General features: G+C 39.4%; 25 protein-coding genes. 5 read left to right on the top strand and 20 right to left on the bottom strand.

Annotation, left to right across the window (positions count from 1 at the left end):
* Positions 1–14: 14 nt before the first annotated feature.
* From MTF66_RS05240 to MTF66_RS05195, 10 genes are all read right to left on the bottom strand, one after another.
* Positions 15–425: a hypothetical protein gene (locus MTF66_RS05240; protein ID WP_248526637.1), complete on the bottom strand. Its 411-nt coding sequence runs from the start codon at positions 423–425 to the stop codon at positions 15–17.
* A 390-nt stretch (positions 426–815) separates the two neighbouring features.
* Entirely contained in the window at positions 816–1,001 is a 186-nt protein-coding gene (locus MTF66_RS05235; protein WP_105180822.1) for a hypothetical protein, read from the bottom strand.
* Positions 1,002–1,088: 87 nt separating this feature from the next.
* Positions 1,089–2,399, bottom strand: coding sequence for a zonular occludens toxin family protein (locus tag MTF66_RS05230; protein WP_248526636.1), 1,311 nt, complete (start codon positions 2,397–2,399; stop codon positions 1,089–1,091).
* 1 nt (position 2,400) lies between these two features.
* On the bottom strand, positions 2,401–2,838 hold the full coding sequence (locus MTF66_RS05225; protein WP_248526635.1) for a DUF2523 family protein: 438 nt from the start codon (positions 2,836–2,838) through the stop codon (positions 2,401–2,403).
* A gap of 1 nt (position 2,839) precedes the next feature.
* A complete protein-coding gene (locus MTF66_RS05220) occupies positions 2,840–4,144 on the bottom strand; it encodes a hypothetical protein (protein WP_248526634.1) in 1,305 nt (434 codons plus the stop codon).
* Between the two features lie 124 nt (positions 4,145–4,268).
* A complete protein-coding gene (locus MTF66_RS05215; RefSeq protein ID WP_248526633.1) occupies positions 4,269–4,493 on the bottom strand; it encodes a hypothetical protein in 225 nt (74 codons plus the stop codon).
* A 17-nt stretch (positions 4,494–4,510) separates the two neighbouring features.
* Positions 4,511–4,753 carry a hypothetical protein gene (locus MTF66_RS05210; protein WP_248526632.1) on the bottom strand — a complete coding sequence of 81 codons (243 nt, stop codon included), beginning with the start codon at positions 4,751–4,753 and terminating at the stop codon, positions 4,511–4,513.
* A 2-nt stretch (positions 4,754–4,755) separates the two neighbouring features.
* Complete coding sequence (locus tag MTF66_RS05205) at positions 4,756–5,064, bottom strand: hypothetical protein (RefSeq protein ID WP_239964531.1); 309 nt, start codon at positions 5,062–5,064, stop codon at positions 4,756–4,758.
* Positions 5,061–6,389, bottom strand: a complete 1,329-nt coding sequence (locus MTF66_RS05200) for a replication initiation factor domain-containing protein (RefSeq protein ID WP_248526631.1) — start codon at positions 6,387–6,389, stop codon at positions 5,061–5,063. Before MTF66_RS05200 ends, MTF66_RS05205 begins: the two co-directional genes overlap by 4 nt.
* On the bottom strand, positions 6,373–6,588 hold the full coding sequence (locus MTF66_RS05195; protein WP_235373181.1) for a hypothetical protein: 216 nt from the start codon (positions 6,586–6,588) through the stop codon (positions 6,373–6,375). The genes MTF66_RS05200 and MTF66_RS05195 overlap by 17 nt, the downstream gene beginning before the upstream one ends.
* A 190-nt stretch (positions 6,589–6,778) precedes the next feature.
* Here MTF66_RS05195 and MTF66_RS05190 point away from each other — a divergent pair, with 190 nt between their 5' ends.
* Both MTF66_RS05190 and MTF66_RS05185 read left to right on the top strand, forming a co-directional pair.
* Positions 6,779–7,135 carry a DUF3693 domain-containing protein gene (locus tag MTF66_RS05190; RefSeq protein ID WP_248526630.1) on the top strand — a complete coding sequence of 119 codons (357 nt, stop codon included), beginning with the start codon at positions 6,779–6,781 and terminating at the stop codon, positions 7,133–7,135.
* A 348-nt stretch (positions 7,136–7,483) separates the two neighbouring features.
* Positions 7,484–8,350 (top strand): hypothetical protein, encoded by an 867-nt coding sequence (locus MTF66_RS05185; protein WP_248526629.1) that lies wholly within the window; start codon positions 7,484–7,486, stop codon positions 8,348–8,350.
* Positions 8,351–8,474: 124 nt separating this feature from the next.
* Here the strand turns inward: MTF66_RS05185 and MTF66_RS05180 are convergent, their stop codons facing one another.
* Together MTF66_RS05180 and MTF66_RS05175 are read right to left on the bottom strand one after the other, a co-directional pair.
* Entirely contained in the window at positions 8,475–8,855 is a 381-nt protein-coding gene (locus MTF66_RS05180; RefSeq protein ID WP_248526628.1) for a hypothetical protein, read from the bottom strand.
* Between the two features lie 59 nt (positions 8,856–8,914).
* The gene (locus MTF66_RS05175) at positions 8,915–10,492 is read right to left on the bottom strand and encodes an ATP-binding cassette domain-containing protein (RefSeq protein ID WP_248526627.1); all 1,578 of its coding nucleotides are present in this window, start codon (positions 10,490–10,492) and stop codon (positions 8,915–8,917) included.
* 244 nt (positions 10,493–10,736) lie between these two features.
* Between MTF66_RS05175 and MTF66_RS05170 the strand changes: the two genes are divergently transcribed.
* Complete coding sequence (locus MTF66_RS05170; RefSeq protein ID WP_248526626.1) at positions 10,737–11,444, top strand: metallophosphoesterase; 708 nt, start codon at positions 10,737–10,739, stop codon at positions 11,442–11,444.
* On the opposite strand, the gene MTF66_RS05165 is transcribed toward MTF66_RS05170, so the two are convergent.
* The 5 genes from MTF66_RS05165 to MTF66_RS05145 form a co-directional block, all read right to left on the bottom strand.
* Positions 11,436–11,807, bottom strand: a complete 372-nt coding sequence (locus tag MTF66_RS05165) for a hypothetical protein (RefSeq protein ID WP_058585010.1) — start codon at positions 11,805–11,807, stop codon at positions 11,436–11,438. The two genes, MTF66_RS05170 and MTF66_RS05165, sit on opposite strands and share 9 nt — an antisense overlap.
* A gap of 195 nt (positions 11,808–12,002) precedes the next feature.
* Positions 12,003–12,575: a tRNA-(ms[2]io[6]A)-hydroxylase gene (locus tag MTF66_RS05160; RefSeq protein ID WP_058585009.1), complete on the bottom strand. Its 573-nt coding sequence runs from the start codon at positions 12,573–12,575 to the stop codon at positions 12,003–12,005.
* A gap of 45 nt (positions 12,576–12,620) precedes the next feature.
* Positions 12,621–13,253, bottom strand: coding sequence for a sulfotransferase (locus tag MTF66_RS05155; protein ID WP_248526625.1), 633 nt, complete (start codon positions 13,251–13,253; stop codon positions 12,621–12,623).
* Complete coding sequence (locus MTF66_RS05150) at positions 13,250–14,152, bottom strand: ABC transporter substrate-binding protein (RefSeq protein WP_248526624.1); 903 nt, start codon at positions 14,150–14,152, stop codon at positions 13,250–13,252. The genes MTF66_RS05155 and MTF66_RS05150 overlap by 4 nt, the downstream gene beginning before the upstream one ends.
* 1 nt (position 14,153) lies before the next feature.
* Positions 14,154–14,528, bottom strand: coding sequence for an MAPEG family protein (locus MTF66_RS05145; protein WP_248526623.1), 375 nt, complete (start codon positions 14,526–14,528; stop codon positions 14,154–14,156).
* A gap of 119 nt (positions 14,529–14,647) precedes the next feature.
* Between MTF66_RS05145 and MTF66_RS05140 the strand changes: the two genes are divergently transcribed.
* The gene (locus MTF66_RS05140) at positions 14,648–16,000 is read left to right on the top strand and encodes a DUF2254 domain-containing protein (RefSeq protein WP_248526622.1); all 1,353 of its coding nucleotides are present in this window, start codon (positions 14,648–14,650) and stop codon (positions 15,998–16,000) included.
* A gap of 6 nt (positions 16,001–16,006) precedes the next feature.
* Here MTF66_RS05140 and MTF66_RS05135 read toward each other — a convergent pair whose 3' ends face one another.
* From MTF66_RS05135 to ggt, 3 genes are all read right to left on the bottom strand, one after another.
* On the bottom strand, positions 16,007–16,723 hold the full coding sequence (locus MTF66_RS05135) for an SIMPL domain-containing protein (protein ID WP_248526621.1): 717 nt from the start codon (positions 16,721–16,723) through the stop codon (positions 16,007–16,009).
* Positions 16,724–16,858: 135 nt separating this feature from the next.
* Positions 16,859–18,553 carry an NAD-dependent malic enzyme gene (locus MTF66_RS05130; RefSeq protein WP_248526920.1) on the bottom strand — a complete coding sequence of 565 codons (1,695 nt, stop codon included), beginning with the start codon at positions 18,551–18,553 and terminating at the stop codon, positions 16,859–16,861.
* A 174-nt stretch (positions 18,554–18,727) separates the two neighbouring features.
* On the bottom strand, positions 18,728–20,485 hold the full coding sequence (gene ggt / locus MTF66_RS05125) for a gamma-glutamyltransferase (protein WP_248526620.1): 1,758 nt from the start codon (positions 20,483–20,485) through the stop codon (positions 18,728–18,730).
* Positions 20,486–20,570: 85 nt separating this feature from the next.
* Between ggt and rrtA the strand changes: the two genes are divergently transcribed.
* Entirely contained in the window at positions 20,571–21,155 is a 585-nt protein-coding gene (rrtA, locus tag MTF66_RS05120; RefSeq protein ID WP_248526619.1) for a rhombosortase, read from the top strand.
* Positions 21,156–21,167 lie beyond the last annotated feature (12 nt).

Below are 21,167 nucleotides of genomic sequence, written 5' to 3'. Positions count from 1 at the left end.
TTCATTCTTTTATATTAACTTCCTGTTTTATGAGATATCTCTCCGATAATATCTAATAGCTGATTTTGTAAATCAATAAGATATTTATCCTGTGTTGAATGTTGCTGTTTTAAGTTTCTGTACATTTGCTCTGAATTTTTAGCAGACCATTTATATCGGTGTACTAGCTGTACATCCGATGGTCTTACTTTTCCCCAAGGTGTCAGCATGAGATTATCTTCTCTCGATATTCTACATTCTGACCACGGGCCAGTAGGGGGCATATAGCCACGATACATAATATCAACTAGCTTTTGTATTGGCTTACTTGCCTTGTTAGCTTTCAAGTATCGTCTTAGTTGACGTTCACTTACACCTAGCTCTTTAGCTCCTTTTGCATAGTCATATCCGAATAGCGTAACGAACTGCAATTTAAAGTTGCTCATTGTGATTTACTCCTTTTTGTTAAAATCACAATGCACACTCGGTTTCGGTGTAAGTGGTTTCGCTCCCCCCCTATTAGTATATGGGGGGAGGGTGTTTCCCTCGGCTGCTGTGCCGTCCTTAACTCAGCTTGGTTTATCAGAAGGCAATCAAATTTTTTCAAAGACAGACTAGGGCAGTGAGTGCGATTGGCTATTTCACTGAATTGATACCCGACCCTAATAAACTGTATTGAAAATGGAAACGGTTTCGCGATGAAATGTGAATTTTCTGGAATGTATGACATGGCTACGCCATCCTCCAAGAACTGGAGATACAAAGGTGAGTGGTACGTAATAATTTTGTTCATTATTACGTACCGATAGAAATATTACGTAAAAAATTACGTACCACTAAATGGCCTTTTTCATACGGCCTGTTCTGACATTTCTTGCCATAAAAGGTATATGGTCTGGGTTATCAATCAGAAATTCTATCATCTGTTTAATTTCAACTTCTGATTCGTCAGGTATCCAAAGGGTTACTTTCTTTAATCCTTTAGCTTTCTGTTTCTGCTCGTATTTTTGGTTTCTAGTCATAGTGTCACCAGTGACATACTGTGTGGTTGATTGTTTTCTATCCCAAGCCGCTACGCTCAGGCTTCGCTTGGCGGCTTGGTCTATCAATTAAAATAGGGTATTTAGATCTATTGAATCCTCATTAGATCCTTTTTGATTTTCTACTTGGGAATATGGGTTAGGCGAACAAAAGGCACGATAAACAAAGTTAGTTTTTGCTTGCCTGATAATGACATTACAAGGGCTGAAATATTGAATACTGAAGCCCATGCTCGCCAGTTCGTAAGAGTTGATACTAAACGTGCCGTATTGTTCTGTTATAAACTCGAAGATATATTCTCGATGGGTTCGTTCTGGCCGTTTCACTTCTTGAATACCAGTCACGAATATATCGGTTGCACCATAAGGCAAACCTACAGAAACAGGTTCACCATCAAGAACCTGAACAGCAGCATTATTAGTATTAGAACTAGTATCTTTTTGATTACTGACCACACCAACTTTAGCGGTTTCTTCAACACCTTCCATAGCGCTTTCATGACTGGTGAAATACCATAGCCAATACAGTATGCACAAAAAGATAGCAGCAACTGGAAAGGCAAAAGCAGGACTGTATAGGAAATTCTTACCTTGTCCTTTTGTAATACCTCCGGTAGCTGTCGACTTGTAGCACTTGTGGACTTCAATCGGGATTTTTTTCCATGTGATGGTACTGGATTTGTTTGGCGTTTTGCCGTCGAGTTTTGGGTTATGCTCGAAGATACGCGGTCGACGATTGTAATAGGGGATTGCTGCGAGTCCATCGAAATACTTATGGGCGTAGGCGTATTGGCTGACGTTTCTAATGTATTTGTGGACACTGGTAATGTCGGGCGTACAACAGATAATATCCCAGTTGTATTTTCTGTGTCGCATGTAACACTCTTTGAGTGTTTTGGGGTATATAATGTGGCCATGTTCGTTAAATAACTCCCTGCCTAAGTCATCAACATCACCGCTTGTTAAATCATCAGGTTTGAACTTTTCTAGTTGGGTATAGTGGTATGTATACCAATGCTCGGGTATCAATTCTTTGTAATTATCAACGTGTTTGTAATTACAGGATTCAGGCTTAAAAGTGGCTTCAGTAGGATAGACATCTTGAACTTCATCAATCAGAACTAATGCACCCGTTGGCATCCAGTGATACCAATTTCGCCATAAATTAAGACCCTCTTCGTTTTGAGAAGAAAGTCTCCAAAGCTGAGCTGAATCGGGGAAAGTTTCTTGAAGCTCTGTCTCTATTTCTTCAAGCGGTAGTATTCCTTCGATGTTGGTAACAACTAAACGGCCTTTTCTAAGGGCGGGTAAGACTTCAAACCATACAGCGCTGGCAGATTTAAAAGAACCTGGCGCACCATGAAAGATTGATGCAGCCATATTAGATGAACCTCAACACATAACGAGCAACTAAAGCTTGAATAATAATATTCAAACCATCAAAAAAGCGCATATCTACAAGCGCTGCTTTTACATCTTGTGGTAATGCATTAGCTGCATTGGCTATTTTCGATGCAACTTGAAAATTTTCCAAAATAGCTTTCGATACAGACCAAGCAAGTTTCATTGCTTCTAGCTCTGCCGCAATCCTCATCAGTGTTATTTTTTCGATGATAAAAGCTAATGCTCTTTCAAAGAAGTTTGGAACGTCATCATCAAGAAACGTCCAAATATCAGTAAAGAAATGACCCATTGCTTGGGCTGCACCTTCAAAGCCTTCATAGTTACCTTGCGCTGTGCCAGTATCAGTACCCGATGTTTCAGCGATAGCAAGTAACGGTAGAAATAGAACGATTAAAATAAAAGTCTTCGTTTTCATGTTAAGGCCCCAATAAGATATACAGTGCAGTTAAAGTTGATATAAGAAGAACGGCAGCTGCTATCAGTTGAAAGAAGTTGGCTAATCGCCCTAGACCCATATCAACATCGGCTCCTTTAATGTTTACTATTCGTTCCTCATACCCACCACCAAAAGACGGAGTAACTTCAAAAAGCGACCCTGATTCAGATTTTATTTGTTGAACGTAATCTTTTAGTTCTTGTCTTTTTTGGGTGATTTCTTCTGTTACTGTTTGTAAGTCTTGTTCGGTAAATAGTTTATTAAGACCTTTATTATTGTTTTTGCGTTTGGCCTGTATGGTAAATGGCTGTTCTTCTTCGCCATCACCTTCACCAGAACCAGAGCCGCCACCGCCGCCACCAACTGGTTTATCTAAAATTCCTTGTAACAGTGAATTAGCTAAATCAGTGTTTAAGTCTGTCATGGCTGTGTTGTAACGAATTTCGCCAAGTAGCTCGTTAGATATTTGAATTTCTTCAGCTACACGGTCTAAACGTTCATCATTAGAATCACTAGCAGCAATTTGATTCTTATTCATTGCGTCAAGGTTTTCATTAATCTTGTTTATGGCTGTCAGTTCATCGGGTTCGGGTTGAGGGTCTGTTTCTTCAGGCGCTGGTTTTTCTTCAGGTGGTGACGTTTTATCAACTTCTTTATCAGGTACGTTTTTACACATAACTGGTTCAGCAGAACCATAAGATACTGGAATGTAGTAACCGCCATTTTCATCCGTCTGTATTTTGCATTGAGTACCATCATCGTTATTGAAACATTTTTCTGTTTGTTCGCCAGTACCAAATACAAACGGGTCGTTATCTGTCGGTTTTGGGCAGTTATTAAAAGGGTCAAAAGGTTTGGCGCACATCAGTTCACCATTATCTAAATTGACAGGAATATCATAAAGAGGAAACCCTTCAGGTGGGCAAGTTGGTGCTGTCTCTTTAGTACCAAAATAACCGTAAACACCTCTTGAGGTGTCGGTATCTGAATAATGATTTTTAAAAGCAACAACAATTCTATAGAAAGGGCCAGTATCAGTTTGCATATGAACTTCAACAGAAGAACCAAAAACGAGTCCGGGTCTTGATTGTTCAACAATCGCTTCTATTAGTTCTTGGCACATACCTACATTACCCCCTGAACTAATTTCTTTTGATAAATCCATACATGAACCAATATATTCATAACTTGGGTTCATAAGATCATTCATATCAGGTTCGTCAGCATGAGAAACAGATACAAAAAAAGCGCTAGTAAGCGCTAATAGAAATATTAGAATTCGCATCGTTGCGCCTTAATTGAAAAGGGCGGTTTTACCCGCCATTGTTAACTGGTTCTTACACCACTGGAGAAGCCTTCAACGAAACACCACACCAGAAATGACGCAAGGCCAATTGAAGTAACCATGATTAGTTACGTAGTTTTGAAACAATCATACCGATAGCAAAACCGATAGCAGCAACAGTAATTACACCTGTGATAATCGCTGTATAGTTAGTGGTGCCATCTGCAACAGCAGCATCAATTGCAGCTGTATGGTCAGCAGCAAATGCAGATGCTGAACCAAGTGCAGACGTTACTAAAAGACCTGCTTTAGCGCGTTTTGTAGCTAAAATGTTCATTACTTTTTTCATGTTGATATCCTTAAAGGTTAGGTTTTGCCCATTGTTCGGACTACTCGACCTATGCAATGTGCAGTTATAAAAGCGACTAGTGCCGCCGAGTTAATAAGGCCAAAAGTAGCCAAGTCAAAAGCAAACAATTCATTAAGAACGTTTACTAAATTTTGTTGTTGGAGTTGTTCAAACTCCGCTTGTGTAACCATCACAAAATCACAAACACCCGTTACGGCTTTTAGTGTTTGGTCTGGTTGGATAGCGACACATTGAGCCATGATTAGCTGACCAGTTTTACATCTGAAACGATGTTACGAGACATGTTTTCAGGGTCAGGCTCTAGGGTTAAATCCACCTCGCAAATACCTTGCTCTTCGGTGATTTTCTTAAACTTGTTATAAAGCGCTTGGTCTTCACGCATGCTTAAAGACTTAGGCTCAAAGCCACATTTTTGAATATTGTGGTCACCTTGGATAAAGTCTTTCTCAGGTACTAGGTAACTGATAGACGAAAACGAATAGGGCTTAGCAGCACCTGATTTGCTTGATACACCGCGACCCATCGCGGCAGATAATAAGATTACTTTCATGGGGCTAACTCCATTTGATTGGGTGGTGATATACAGGCCTGATTGATAGAGTCGGGGATATCCCACGGATTAAGGCCTTTGGTTAATTGGTTAATGATTTCGCTGTCCGGTAGCTCTTTAACGTGACGTAAGAAATTGAGGTACTTGCCGTAAGACTGTGCGCAGTAGCGTTCTAGTCTTTCAGCAACAAAAATCCCACTTACTTTTGGTTTACGTGTAGTGGTTTTAATCTCAAGACGTTTAGCGCTAACAAACTCAAAAGCAGGGTATGCAGCAGCAAAAACGGCATCGGTATTGAGAAGTGCATCCAAGGAGATAACACGGTCAATAGACCTAAGCTCAAGCTCAGCACGCACCCAATTAGGTTGAGATTCACTTTGCATTTGCTTGCCTTTTTCATAGATACGCGCCATTTTTCCATTTTTGCGACTTCCTACATAAAGCGTGTTTCCGCCATTGGCCACGCAGTCATAACGCTTTTGCCAACCGTGTTTTTTCTTAAACTCAGCTTGTTGCTCATTAGATAATTTTTGCAATTCACCAGTTTGGATCCAAGAGAAAGAGGGCGCTTGGTTCGTTTTACAAAAGCCGCCTTCTTCAAGATTTTGGAAGTAATTTAAAACGGATTTTTCGCCGTCATAGTCATCGTAAGCAATGTCCAAACGGGTGATTTTTACGTTCGGCATTTTCTTGAGCATGGCGTGAAGTTTAGGAATATCGAGACCCGCACAACCTGCGCCAGAGAATGAAATCATCACGCCGCCATTGTTCGCACCCCAAGCAACAACGCCCGAATTTACATCATGACGGTAAAGAGTGGCTGACTTTTCATAGGTGAACATACCGCCTGAGTTATGGCGATAAGACCAGCTTAAATCATCGGATGTTAAGCGGTCGGCAGCTGTGGCAACCTCAGTATTTAGAAGGTGCATAAACTTAGTAATATCACCTTCAATCAATGAGTTAAGTGTTTTGTAACGTTTGGTTTTGCGTACAACGTTCTTGAAAAAGTGTGCCCGTTCTTCACTTGGGATAGCATCAACAGAGCCGTAATTACGGTATCTAGGATTGTTTTCAAACAACTGGTCATAGTAGTAATCAGAGTCATAAACAACCGATTCGTTAACTTCTACGTCTAAATCATCAGTGGCTTGTTGGTCGAATAATTCAGCACAAAGCATTGCGTTATAGGCTTCTTTGTAGGAGGCAAAGTCACCTTTACCAAACGCAATTTTGGCGTCAAAGCGAAGACGGGCAATTTCGTCAGGACAAAAAACAACGGTTAAATAGTCGATTTTGGTTAACTGTTTAGAAGTCTGGTTCATAGTCAAATGCTCCAGAGTCGAACAGTTCTTGCCAGTTTGAATCATCAACGTCGATGATTTCGAAAGGTTCTCCACTTGCATAGTCGATGCAAAAAGCCATAGCTTCAGCGCGTGACGAATACATAAGCGGGTGTTCAATTTTATTGAAACCTAATGCGTATTCCTCAATGCCAGCTATGTATTGGAGATAGAATTTCAAACCGGATTCCTTGTTAAAGTCCGATACTATTCAGTATTGGACATTACATACATTTAATTCTCAACTTTGAGAATCAATTCGTGGTAAAGTTATACCCAGTTTTGAGAACTGTCAATACCCAACTTTGGGAAATGGGAAATTATTAAATATTTTGGAGCAGGTCTATAATGGGATTCTTACAGGAGGAACTATGATTTTTAGCTACGAATTGACTCAAAAATATAAGGCTTTCAAAGGGTATAGCCAAGATAAACAAATAGTTGCAGATATTTCTGGGTTCACGACTGGAAACCTTAGCGATATTAAAAAAGGGAGAAGACACCTAACAGCAAATCAGGTTATTTTTATTTGTAATGAAATGGGTATCGACTTCAAGCCTGCATTGATAGAACTAGCAAAAGAAAAGGCTAAAACAAAAGAAGAAAAAGCAGCTTGGACTGAAGTTGCAAAAAAGATTAGCGCTGCGTGTGTAGCGGGTTTACTGTTTTTAACAGCATCTATCACCCAAGTACAAGGGCCGCTTAAGCGGATACGTCATAGCCTATAATTTATATTATGTTAAATAGTTTATTTATCTTTATAAGCAGGTTCATTAGTCGTTAGATTTTAAGGTTTTTTAGCCCTTTTTTGATTGATTTGGTTTTTTACGGTTTTATAGATTTTTATGAACTGCTCACTTTTACTTTGTAAATTTTCAACCTGACTTACTTCATTGCAATAAGTCTACATTGATGTCTTTTCACTAACCCAGAATTAAATTGTAGTTCTTGCTTGTTTTAATATTCTTTCCTCGGCGTGGCAAACTGAGTGCTTTAATTTCTCTACTGTTCCTTGGTTGTTTATCTGTTTTTGAATATAGTAAGGAATAAGATGACTTTGATGGAATAAAACTCGAATGTTAAATAAATTTTGGAATTGGATATTAGATTGTATTCGTATTGATGAAGATATTGCCCTTCATGAAAACCGAATTTTCTGGATTGTTGTACTAATTCCATTTGGTTTTATTTGCTGGTTGTTTTTTTCATTAACTCAAGACCTTATTTCTGATGGGCTATACAACCCTCATGTATCATCAGAGTCACTAGCTTCTTTTGTTAATTACTACGCATTTCCAATTACTCTACTTACAATCCCTCTTACTTTAGCTGTTATGATTAATAGGTTTCATTCCTCAAAACAAAAAGCTAAAAGTAACAGGCTCGTAGAGAAAAATAATGTAGCAAATAATTTTTTCAATCATTACAAATATTTTAGCGAGCATTGTGAAGCAGTAAATGTTCGATTTGAATCAAGTGTAATTGCTATTAAACCTGAAGTTTTATACAAAAAGATGTTTCCTCATTCTTCAATTAACAAGAATGTGAACGAAGTTGATATTTCGATAATTGATGAAGCTTTTAAGAGTTACGTTAGTAATTTATATAACTTCATAAAGCATGAAAAGAAAGTTGGTTTAAATGGAGTCTTCTCCGAAACGAATGAATACGGTGAACCAACCGAAGGCCATAAACTATTTTATTTAAAAGAAAACTTCTTTTATACATTAGAAATCCCTGGTTTGATTGTTTCGACAAAAATCTCACAAGAACGTGAAATCTTTATACAAATTCAAAATTGTCACGATTTAATCTTAATGTTGGTAAATTTTCATGGTGCTACTAATAGCATTCAACTTGTAAACAAGTTAAATACGAAATTTAATGAATTTACAAACAAGTATTTTGATGAGAGAAAAGAGCATATAACTTTAAATTTTTGAACTAAGTTTCAAATCATTAGGTGTTATAATTAGTTAATTTAACGGAATGGATTCAAATCTAAAACCGCCCTGCTAACTTTAACCCAGCCTACGATTACTTAGAGGGATCTTCATTGAGGCTAAATCACTTCCCCCAATTAAACGCTCTAGCAACGCCTAGCCCAATCTCATGCAATACCACAAAACCAGCCCCGTATAAGGTAGCCCAAACTGGGATGATGATAAAATCGAGGGTTGAGGTAGATGATGAAACGGCGACTTCTTGGTAATTTGTAAGCCAAGGGTAAAAGCCGAAGCTGTAAAGAATAACAATTGGGGCAGCAAGCAGTAATAAGCGTATTTTGCGTTGTTTAAAGAATGGCATAAATGACGTGCCTAGCATCAGTAATAACGGCACGAACACGTAGATCACCGAGGTAAAATCATTCAGCGTCATGCCTAAACCTACGGTTACCATCAGCATGAATAAAGCAGTAAAAATGCGGTAAGCGGCTGTAAAATTCATAGTCATTCCTTGTTATGTACCTACAACCACCCTAGCACGCTTATTTATAAATGGCTATTTTATAGACCAATTTGCTTATTACAGCCGATGCTTTCTACAAAGTATTTATCATGGCTTACGAGTATAAAGCCGCCTTTAAAACCCTGTAATGAATGAGCCAAGAGCTGTTTTGATTCTAGGTCGAGATGGTTATCGGGCTCATCGAGTAACAAAAATGCGGTGCTTTCAATATTACTGACGATACACATGGCGAGCTTCATTTTCTCGCCACCACTTAAAAATTCAGCATGTTTAAAAACAGCGTCTTTTCTAAAGCCAATACTGGTAAGTAGAGTACGTGCGGTGCTTTCATCTAGGTTTTTACAGTAAGTCATCACGTTTTCAAGCAGGGTTAGCTCGTTGTTTATTAATGTAAAATGTTGGTCTAAATAATAGAGTGCTTGATTGCAATGTAACTGCCCTGCTTTAACTGGTATGTCGTATGTCAGAGTTTTTAGTAAGGTTGATTTGCCAGTGCCATTAGCACCCGCTAAATGAATTTTATCATCACTGAACACCTGAAAATTAAGCGGTGTTTTTGTGCCGTGTGCTAATACAACGTTCTCCAGGTTAAGTGTTTTTTGGTGCTTAGCTTCATTTGATTGCGCTAAATAAAATTGCTGCGCGTTAGTATGTTCAAGCTGGCTAGAAAGTTGTTGCTTATTACGAGTGAGCTCACATTCTCGCTTAGCGGTATTTTTACTTTGTGATGATAAATTAGCGCTGGCTTTATCTTTTTTAGCATCCATCAACACTTTAGGCTGGCTGCCTGATTTTCTCAGCGCGGCGCCTTGGCCTGCTCGTTTTTGTGCTTTTTGCTTTTGTAGTTGTTCAGCTATTTTGAGTTTATTTTGCTGTTTAACCACATGATTTAACTTGTTTTCAAGCGCAGCAACTTGCTGCTGTTTTTGTGTTTGATACTCAGAAAAACACATACCATACTGAGTTAAACCAAGGGTTGTTAGCTCCCAAACTTCATGGGCTTGTTCTAATAATTCTTGGTCGTGACTTATTAGTAATAATTGGCCTTTAAAGTTGAGTATTTGCTTTATAAGCCAGCTTTTGCCTTTTGCATCTAGGTGGTTTGATGGCTCATCGAGTATTAAAATATCGGGCTTTATGCATGTAAATAGTGCCCAAAGCTTTAATTGGCTAAGCTGGCCTCCGCTTAAATATTTGCTTAATGGGTTTGGGGTTTTGTTGTTTACACCAAGCCTTATAAGTTCTGCATTAAAGCGCTCAACTAAGTCCCAATTACCTTCAAGCAAAGTTAAATTTTGCTCTGTAACTTGCCCTTCGTTTATCGCTTTAAGGGCATTAAACACAGGCTCTAGCCCAATAGCCTCTGTAATTGTTAGGTTATCAGCCTGATTTACATCGTTCATTTGCTTATAAAAGGCAAGGGTTGAATGGCAAACAACCTTGCCAGAGCTAGGCTCTTTTTGCTTAGCAAGTATTGACGCTAATATAGATTTACCGCATCCGTTCCTGCCGACTAATGCGGTAACTTTAGCAGTGAGAGAAAATGAAAGGTCGTTACATACAACATCGCCATTGCCATGTTGATAACTTAAATTAAAAGCTTGAAGTTGTGGCATAGTGCCTCCTGTATTACAGGGGCATAAGCGTTTGATCACACGAGAAGTAACATATTAAAAGTGATAGTGAGCAACGCCTACTAACCCTGTTGGTCCAAAAGATAAAAATGAAATTGGATAACAGGTTTAGTTGTTCATGTTGGCGGTAACTCCTAAAAAGTGAGGCTAGATAATAACCACCCAGTGCTAAAATAGCAACGAGTTATGATAGTCTTGAGCTACACACTGCTTAAAGGAATGTATTTTGAATTTAGTCAAAAGCCCTCTTGCCTCGCAAAACCCAATTCAAGTTAAGATGCAAATTAATGAAAGTAAACGTGTATTTGTTATTGGCGATTTAGATGCAGATTTAACTAAATTTGAACAGGCGCTTTGCTCTGTTAATTTTAACCCAAGCAAAGATACCTTGTTTTCACTTGGTGATGTGATTGACCGGGGTGAGCACAGCATTGCGTTACTTGCGCGTTTTCAAGAGCTTGGTGTTCATATGTGCCTTGGTAACCACGAGCATATGTTGCTAGAGTCTTTACTTGCAAAAGATAAAGGTTACTACCGTTTATGGGTTGAGAATGGCGGAAGCTGGCATCTAGAAGCAACCGATGAAGAGCTCGCGTTTGCCTGTAAGCAGCTACTTAGATGCCCGCTTTCTTACTATGTTGAATACGGCACATTAAAAATTGGTTTATCGCATACCACCTGTGCTGATTGGGATTGGCAAAATCCTAAACAAGATATACAACAAGCGATTGGCGCATTGCTTTGGGATAGAAGCTTAACCAAAGAGAAAAAAGCGCTAATAAATCCAAGTATCGATTTTTCTGTGCATGGCCATAACACGACCAAAAAGCCCTATTGGCTTGGCAATAGTTACCATCTTGATACAAACTATCTCAGCGGTAAGCCCACCATTGTTGAGCTTAGCACGCTGATCAAGCAGTTTACATCAATGTAAACTTGCCAGTCGCTCGACCGTTTTCTCTTCAAGGTATTTTTTGTAGGTAAACCTTGCATGCCACAGTTGCTCATCGGTTTCTTGAATGTAGATGATTGGGCCGGCTATTTTGCTAGCTAAACTCGTAAGTTTACTGTATTCACGCGTATCAATTTTGCCATCGCTGAAGTAGCTTTGCGCGGTATTTAAAAATTGATCGTCTTTATAAATATCGCTATGCCAAATAAGCGAGCGATACATACTAGCGGTTATTTCTGTTGGCTTATCGTTGGAACGAAAGATTTTAACTTCGGTGTAAATTGAATTACCGGTAATTACAATCCCTATTAACGACAGCGTCGTAAGAGTCATCATCCATTTCATGCTCTATTCCTCACAGTTAGGTACTAATTTAACTATAGGAGAGAAAGATGAATGTATGCTGTTTATTTAATCAATTAGGATTGGCAAAACTATTTTCTGGAGACTTAATTATTGTTTTTAGTCCCTAATTTACTGCTTTGGGATAAAACATTAATTTGTGTATTAGGCTAAAAGGCCTAATACACAAGCATCTCACTAGTGAAGCGCTGCTGTAAACGGAATATTTTTACAGATTTCGGCTTCAGCGATAAGGATCTCTTCAAGGCGTGTATCAACCTCTTGCTTATCGAAATACTCGTAGGCAAGTTCAACAAATAAGTTTTTATGTTTTTCTTCTGATTTTGCAATCGCGACATAAAACTCTTTTTCTTTGCCTGCTGGTAAGGCTTCTGCTACAAGCGAAAAGCGCTCGTGACCACGTGCTTCAATAACGCCTGCTACTAATAGGCGGTCCATTAAAAATTCATCACGTCCATTTCTAAATACCGCACGAATTTGTTTGATGTAAGGATCTTTTTGGTCATTACCAAGTGATACATCACGTTCCATTAATAGCTTTAAAACTTGTTTAAAGTGGATCATTTCTTCCAGTGCTAGGTCTGTCATGGCTTTAACAAGCTTACGACGGTCTGGGTAATGAGAAAGCATAGACATAGCCATACCAGAGGCTTTTTTCTCTGCTGCAGCATGATCTTGTAAAAAGGTATCGAAGTCAGCTAAGACACCTTCGGTCCATTCAAATGGCGTATGGTATTTCAATTCAAACATGATAAGGAACAACTAAACTTATAATGGCGGCGATTTTAACGTATTTTACGTGTGATTATAACCAAGAGATTTATCAATTTTACCGCTTCGGGTCGATGACACTTTATCAGGGTGTTTTATGTCATTCCACGCTGTGACCTTACCGCCTATATTAAGCTGTTTAAAGTTAATTGGCTGCTGAGTGTTTAAAAACTGCTGAAGTAATTGCGGGCTTTTTGAGTCTGCTACATCAAGTGTTAATAGTTGCTGTTCACGCCCTTTGAAATAGTTTGCCACTTGTTGTTGGTGGCGGTTATAACACGCTGTTAAGTATTCATCAGATTCTAATTCTGCCAAGCTATACTGGCCAAATACATCAAGGTAACAGCGCTTCAAATGGATATTAAAGCCACCGTCTGGGCGCATTAAATTAGTGTGCATACGTGCTAATAACTGCCTAATCGAAGGCAGCCATTTAGTTAAATTGCGCTCAAGGTTGATAAAACGGCTATTTGGAAAATGTTTATCAAGTAAGGCGTATTCGCTAAATACCGGGGTATCAGCAATAACGTCTGCGCTTGTAATTGCTTGTTGGGTATAGGCTGTGTGGGCGGTTTTATAGCCGAGTTGTAAAAAGCTGTTACAGATACTGGTTGTGCCGGTTCGTGGTAAACCGATTATAAATATTTTAGAGCTCATGGCACCTGATCAAATGATAACCACAGCGATTTGTCGTTGACTGGGGTTAACCTTGGTAAATCATAATTGCGCAATTCTATAACAATTTTGTCGTGTAGGTGGGCGTTTTTAATAATTTCGCCGTTGTACTTATAAAAAAGCTCATCAAACTCCCCGCTCTTACGCATGATTTTTAAGCCTTTATTAACTGCTTTAGCTATTTCTGGGTCGTTTTTATTAAAGAAAAAATAAATTGGGCTTTTATATTTAAGCATTAACTGGGGAAGTACAGCCAAAGGCATTTGGTTTTTGAATACTTCATATTCGTCTTTGATTTCGAGGATAGATCGAGGAAATAAATCGCCACGCCCCCTTTCAAGCATGACAAACAAAAACTCTAAATCTAAGGAGGTAGAAACTACTAAGCCATTATCGCGCAATATTTTGGTATCTGGCCAATCCTGACCTTGTAAAAAATAGATACTTTTTAGATCATCTAAGGTTTTTAGCTGACTTAAGTGTGCTAGATTTTGCTCGTTTATGAACATCACACGCCAACCAAACAAACCTTTAAACAGAGGTACTCGAATGGGCAATAAACGCTCTTCTCGCTCTTTATCAGTCATGGTCCAAGTAACATCAATGGTGCCTTTTTCGATTTCTTTTAAAACACGATTTTGCCCTAACACTTCTGCCGCAGGAGTAAGTCTATATTTATAACCACTTCTTTTTAATGCTGTTTTAAGTAAAAGCAACGGGTAATAATTATCCTCAATGAGGCTTGGCATGGTTTTAGGGTAAATAATATTGAGTGTTGCTGGAGGGATAGTTATTTCTTTTTTGCCATTGATTGTTTTTACTTCAGCTACGCCTGAAATCGAGAATAATAGAAGCACTAAAGTAAAAACAACCTTCTGCATATTAGAATACCTGTGTAACTAATAACATCACTGCACTGATCAACATAGTTAAGAAAGTTAGCATCATCCCTAATACACGTAATTTCATCAGATTATCAGCGAGTGCATAACTATGACAAAAACGGCCAGCCAAGAGTATTGACCCTAAAATATAGCAATAATGGCTTGGAAGACCTTGGTACTCTAATAAAAATAGCATAATCAAGGAAAATGGCACATATTCAATAAAATTAGCATGAGCGCGTATTGCCGCTTGTAGGCTAGCATCGCCACCATCACCAAGTGAAATGCGTTTTGCTTTACGCAGTTTAATTACACGAAAGCTAAGTTGAATGTATAAAATGGCCAAAATGGCGGCAAACGTTGAAACAATCACAGTTTTTCCAATTTTTATTTAAAGTTAGACGCTTAGCACTGTTTATTGCTAGGCTGTTAAGTAAGTAGTTAGGTTAGCTCAGTATGATATTTAATGTCTAACAGTTCTTAAGGAAGTGCATGTTTACGCCAAGAAAAATCGCCGATAACTACCGCGAAATGATTAGTAGTATCGGTTTTTACCCTTCAATGCTCTCTGTGGTGTTTTTATTATTTGGTTTAATAACCACAGCCGTCGAGTATTCGTCTTTATCAATGGAATTTAAAAAGCTTATTGGTGTGTTACTGGTCGATAGCGAAGAGAACGCCCGAACCATCCTCAGCACCCTTGCAGGCAGTATTATCTCATTAACGGTTTTTAGCTTTTCTATGGTTATGGTGGTGCTTAATAGCGCTAGTGCTAGCCTTTCACCGCGAGTGTTACCTGGGCTTATTACCCGTAAGTCACACCAATTAGTGCTAGGGTTTTATCTTGGCAGTATTATCTACACCATATTAATGCTGATAAACATACGCACCATTGGCGATGGCGACATGGGGATCCCATCGCTTGGTATCTTTTTTTCTCTGGTGTTTGGTTTAATTTCGCTGGGCTTTTTTGTGTTTTTTATTCACTCAATTTCAAAAGCGATTCAGGTTGATAATGTACTAAACGACTTGTTTAAAAATACCAAAAGCGAGCTTAAATGCATAATTGACATGCAACAAGAAAACCCTGTTGAACATTTTCCTGAGTTTGATGACTGGCATAGTGTTAAAAGTAAAACAGAAGGCTACTTTAAGGGCGCTCATACCGACAAATTGTGCGCCTTGTGCCAACAGCACGGTATAAAAATTTATATTTCGGTTAAGCAAGGTTTCTTTACGGTTAAAGGTTACCCGTTTTTAAAATGTGATACCGACCTATCTGACAAACCTGAACTGGTAGAGCTATTACTAGACTGCTTTATTTTTTATATCGAAGAGTATATTAGCGATCATTACCGCTACGGTATGACGCAAATTTCAGAAATCGCTGTAAAAGCTATGAGCCCGGGTATTAACGATCCCGGTACTGCGGTAAAAGCCATAGATATGTTGAGTATATTGCTCATATTGCGTTTAGACATTTACGATGTGAACTACTCGCTTAAACGATGCGATAACAATCAACCGCACTTGTTTATACACGAAACATCATTCGATGAGCTGTTGCATGATAACTTTACGCCAATTCGTAACTATGCAAAAAATGACGCCTATGTAATGGTTAATGTATTAGAGGCGTTTAAAAACATATTGTTTAGAGCATCTGATAACGAAAAGGCAACAGATAGCCTATTTGTTTATTTAGGGGCGATTATTGAAGATATAGATACACATATTAGTAATGAGTACGACCGCGAACAAATTACTAATATGCTAAAAGCGATTGCCCGTATTTCTGAGCAACAAGGTGAAAAATTGCTGGCAAGGTTTGCCAGCAATCAATAACTGAATTTAGTTTTCGATTAGATAAACCGCATAACTGCTTGCAGTAATTGTGAGCTCACCACCGTTGTATGCATCAGGTACATAGTTATCTGGTGCAGCTTCTGCCATAACCATTTTACTGGCACGCATATAAGGTTGGCTACCTGTATCGAGTGGGCTACTTGATGCAGTATAAAGGCCTTTAAGTTCAACCCCATAGTCACTGGCAAACTCTTTTGCAGCAGCACGGGCATCTTTAATAGCAAGCTTTTGCGCTTTCTTTTGTAGCTCTTCGTACTTGCTTGATACAAACTGAGTTTGATTGATTTCATTAATTCCCGAATTCACTAGTTGCTGAAGCATTATTGGGTATTTTTTAATATCAGTTAACGTAACAGACAAGCTACGCGTTACTCTGTAGCCTACAAAGTTTTGTTTACCTGTTTCGCGGTTATATTCTGTTTGGCGATGAATTGAGATATTAGAGGCATAAATGCCCTTTTCTTCTACACCTTGGCTTTTAGCAAGATTAATCGCTTTCGCCATGGTTGCATCGGCTTTGTTTTTAGCGGCAATTAAATCTTTATCTACTTCAACAATACCTACTGTCAGTTTAACGTTATCTGGGATTGCTTTAACCGTTGCGTTACCTTGAATATAAATATGTGGCGCATCAGGTGTTGCTTCTGCTAACGCATTAAAACTTAGCGCGGCGGCCATAGCGGTAAAAACTAACTTACGCATAATACTGTTCCTTAATTAAAAACTCCGTTCATTATCACCTTAAAGGGTTAATTGAATATGAACAACCCCTGTTATTCAGATATAAAAAAACAGGCGTTAAAAGCCTGTTTTTTCAATTACTCAGCGTGTTATAGCTTAGATACTACGACGCTTGTAGTTACGGTACTCTGGAAGCCAGTAGTTTTTCTCGATTGCTGCCCATAGTGCTTCATCACTAAGCTCAAGTGCAACACCTTCTTCCATCGCTTTTTTCGCTACTGCAAATGCAATACGTTTACTTAACGATTGGATTTCAGTGAGTGCTGGTAATAAGCTGCCTTTACCAGTGTTTGCACGTGGAGAAGACTCTGCCAGTGTTTCACTTGATACAATCAGCATTGCATCTGTAATACGTGTAGCTTTAGCAGCAATTACGCCTAAACCAATACCCGGGAAAATGTAGCTGTTGTTACATTGTGGGATTGGGAACGTTTGGCCGTTATACTCAACCGGATCAAATGGGCTACCAGAGGCAACAATTGCTTGACCGTTTGTCCATTCGATAACATCTGAAGGAAGCGCTTCAACTTGCTTAGACGGATTACTTAACGGGAAGATAATCGGTTGTGGGCAAGATGCGTGCATTGCACGAATAACTTGTTCTGTGAATAAACCAGGTTGGCCAGATACACCAATTAAGATGTCTGGTTGTGCACAGTGCATTACATCTAATAACGATGCGTACTCACCGCTGTATGTCCACTCGCTTAAGCCATCTTTAGATTGGCAAAGCGCTTGTTGGAAGTCACGTAAGCCTTCCATACCTTCAGTAAGCAGACCAAAACGGTCAACCATGAAAATTTGAGAACGCGCCTGCTCATCGCTAATGCCTTCAGCAACCATAGTACTGATAATTTGCTCTGCAATACCGCAGCCCGCAGAACCTGCACCAACAAACACCACTTTTTGCTCAGAAAGCTTCGCGCCTTTAACACGACATGCAGCAAGTAAAGAGCCTACAGTAACCGCAGCAGTACCTTGAATGTCATCGTTAAAGCTACAGATTTCATCACGGTAGCGTTTTAGTAATGGCATTGCATTTGGTTGTGCAAAGTCTTCGAACTGAAGTAACACACTTGGCCAACGACGTTTAACGGCTTTAATGAATAGATCTAAGAATTCGTCATACTCTTCTTGCGAAATACGTTTATGACGCGCACCCATGTACATAGGGTCGTTAAGTAGTTTTTCGTTGTTTGTACCAACATCAATCATTACTGGTAACGTATAAGCTGGGCTAATACCACCACATGCTGTGTAAAGTGATAATTTACCAATTGGAATACCCATACCACCAATACCTTGGTCACCTAGACCAAGAATACGCTCACCGTCAGTCACAACGATAACTTTTACTTTGCCTTTAGTAGCATTACGTAAAATATCATCAATTTGGAAACGATCTTCATAAGAGATAAATAGACCACGGGCACTGCGGTAGATGTCTGAAAATTTTTCACAGGCATCACCTACCGTTGGTGTGTAGATAATTGGCATCATTTCTTCAAGATGATCACGCACTAAACGGTAGTAAAGTGTTTCGTTGTTATCTTGAATAGCACGTAGGTAAATGTGCTTGTTTAAATTATCGCTAAAGCTTGAATACTGTTGGTAACAACGCTCAACTTGTTCTTCGATCGTTTCATAACGCGGTGGCAGTAAACCGGCTAAGTTGAAATTTTCCCTTTCTTTTTGTGAAAAAGCACTGCCTTTATTTAATAGTGGCGTTTCAATCAGACCTGGGCCTGAATAAGGAATATAAAGATAATTTGGATCGGTATTTGTAGTCATATTTCCAAGCTTTGATGCGTCATAATTATGACCTGACATTATTACTCTTGAAGGCGAAATTGCAATGACAATTCACCTTGTCAGACCATTGAAGAAAATGAATTTTATGCTCTAAATAGCATAGCAGATAGTATACATGAAAACTCAGCAGCTTTAAGGCTGCTGAGCTTGTTTTTAGTGGCTTTTATCACTTAAAGCGATGCCTTCGCGGCGCGGATCGGCTGCGCCATAAAGTTTACCGTCTTTAACTTCAACAGCATGTAAACCAGAGTTTAAATCTAGGATACGAACTGTGTGTCCGCGGTTAACAAATTCAGCTTCAGCATTGGCAAGCTCAGTGCCCTTTTCAAGGCTTGTGTAATTATTGCGATTAGTAATGCGCGGTAAGTTAATAGCTGTTTGCGCATCTAAGTTCCAATCAAGTACACCCACAACCACCTGAGCTACATAATCAATAATACGGCTACCACCTGGTGAACCAACCACTAAACGTAAGCTGCCGTCTTTGTTAAACACCATGACTGGCGACATTGAACTACGCGGGCGTTTACCTGCTTCAACGCGATTAGCTAATGGCTTACCATTTTTGGTAGGCGATAAAGCAAAGTCTGTAAGCTGATTGTTTAAAATATACCCGTTCACCATTACTGTTGAACCAAATGCCATTTCGATAGAGCTTGTCATCGATACCGCGTTACCTTGGCTATCAACAATTGATACATGAGTTGTTGATGGTAACTCGTAAGCATCATCTTGTGCGTACGCAAGTGAGTTTGGCGGTGTGCCTGCTTCTGCGTGAGCATCTTTTTCAGAAATAAGCTTTGCACGACCTGCAAGGTAGTCTTTATCGAGTAACCCTTGTGTTGGGATTGGCATAAAGTCTGGGTCACCCATATACACGTTGCGATCAGCAAACGCTAAACGCGATGCTTGGGTAAAGTAATGCAATGCTTGAACAGAGTTTGGTTTAAGTTTAGCCATGTCTTTATGTTCGAGTAAGGCTAAAATCTGTAATACAGCTACACCACCACTACTTGGTGGTGCCATTGAGCACACTTCGTATTGGCGATAATCAACACACACAGGTGCGCGCTCTTTGCTTTTGTAATTAGCTAAGTCTTCAACCGTTAAAGTACCCGGTGCGACTGCTGAGTTTTGCACTGCATGCACAAGTTCTTTGGCGTTTTCACCTTTATAGAAAGCATCAATGCCTTGTATCGCTATATCTTTATAAAGCGCGGCAAGTTCAGGGTTCTTTTTAACGGTACCTACAGCAAGCGGTTTACCATCAGGGAAAAAGTAGTCACGAATAACAGGTAGCTTAGTAACCCCTGGGTTTAACTCTTTAGCCAATAATTGGTGTAAACGCGGCGACACAATAAAGCCTTTATCAGCCAATTCAATGGCAGGGCCAAACAAGGTTTGCCATTCTAACTTACCGTAACGTTTATGGGCTGTGGCAAAAGCGTCTAAAATACCTGGAACACCAACAGAACGACCACCTACAACGGCTTCAATCCATTTTACGGCTTTACCGTGCTTATCTAAAAATAGTGTTTCATCAGCATTGCTTGGAGCCGTTTCGCGGCCATCAAAGCTGGTTAGGCTTTTGCTTTTGCTGTCGAAGTACATCATAAATGTACCACCACCGATGCCCGACGATTGCGGTTCTACCAGTGTCAGTACTAATTGCGTTGCAATGGCTGCATCAACTGCTGAGCCGCCTAGCTCAAGCATTTTTTGCCCAGCTTTTACTGCATAAGGGTTTGCTGCTGCGACCATGTACTTATCGCCTTCAACAACCTGTTTATGAGCAAAGCCTGTAGCAGCTTCAGGTTCGCGAGTTTCAATTTTTGCAGGGGTTGCAAAAATAGCCGTTGAATAAATTAATGAGGTGGACAGAGCTAACAGCGCTTTGGTTTTGAATAACATAAATAAACTTAATCCCGTAGTGTATTTGGCATCTTAAAATTAAACGTGCACAATAGGCGACAATCTCAGATACAACAAAAATAACATGATAAACCTGCCCCTGAAACTAGAATATATTCTGCCGCCATTGTGTTTAGTAATACTAAGTTCCTTATTTGCTACTTTTAACTTAAATGAATATCTCGAATTTAACCGTGAGTTAGTTGCAAATGGTGAATTTTGGCGCATTTTCACTAGTCAATTTGTACACGCAAATTGGCCCCATTTAGGCTTAAATTGTGCCGGAATTTTATTAATTTGGGCGCTACACGCTGAACATACAAGCCCTGCTCGCTATGCGTTTAATATTGCTATTCTTGCATTATGGTGTGGCTTAGGTGTGTGGCTATTTTGCCCAGATATCCAAATTTACACCGGGTTAAGTGCCCTACTGCACGGTGTGATCATTTGGGGTGCAGTTAAAGATGTACAAGCAGGCATGTTTTCAGGCTGGTTATTGTTTGCTGGTACTTGGACTAAAGTGATTTGGGAGCAAGTCGCAGGCCCGAGTGAATCGGTGAGTCAGCTAATCGCGTCTAATGTTGCCATTGATGCCCACTTTATCGGCGCAATTGGCGGCACACTGTTGGCTTTGCCTGTCTTTATAAAAATAATAAAAATGCGCGGGTAACCTTACTCGCTC

It is taken from the genome of Pseudoalteromonas sp. 2CM39R, assembly GCF_023161845.1.
The sequence above is the reverse complement of the archived record's forward strand: the minus strand, read 5'-3'. Positions and strand labels throughout refer to the sequence as shown.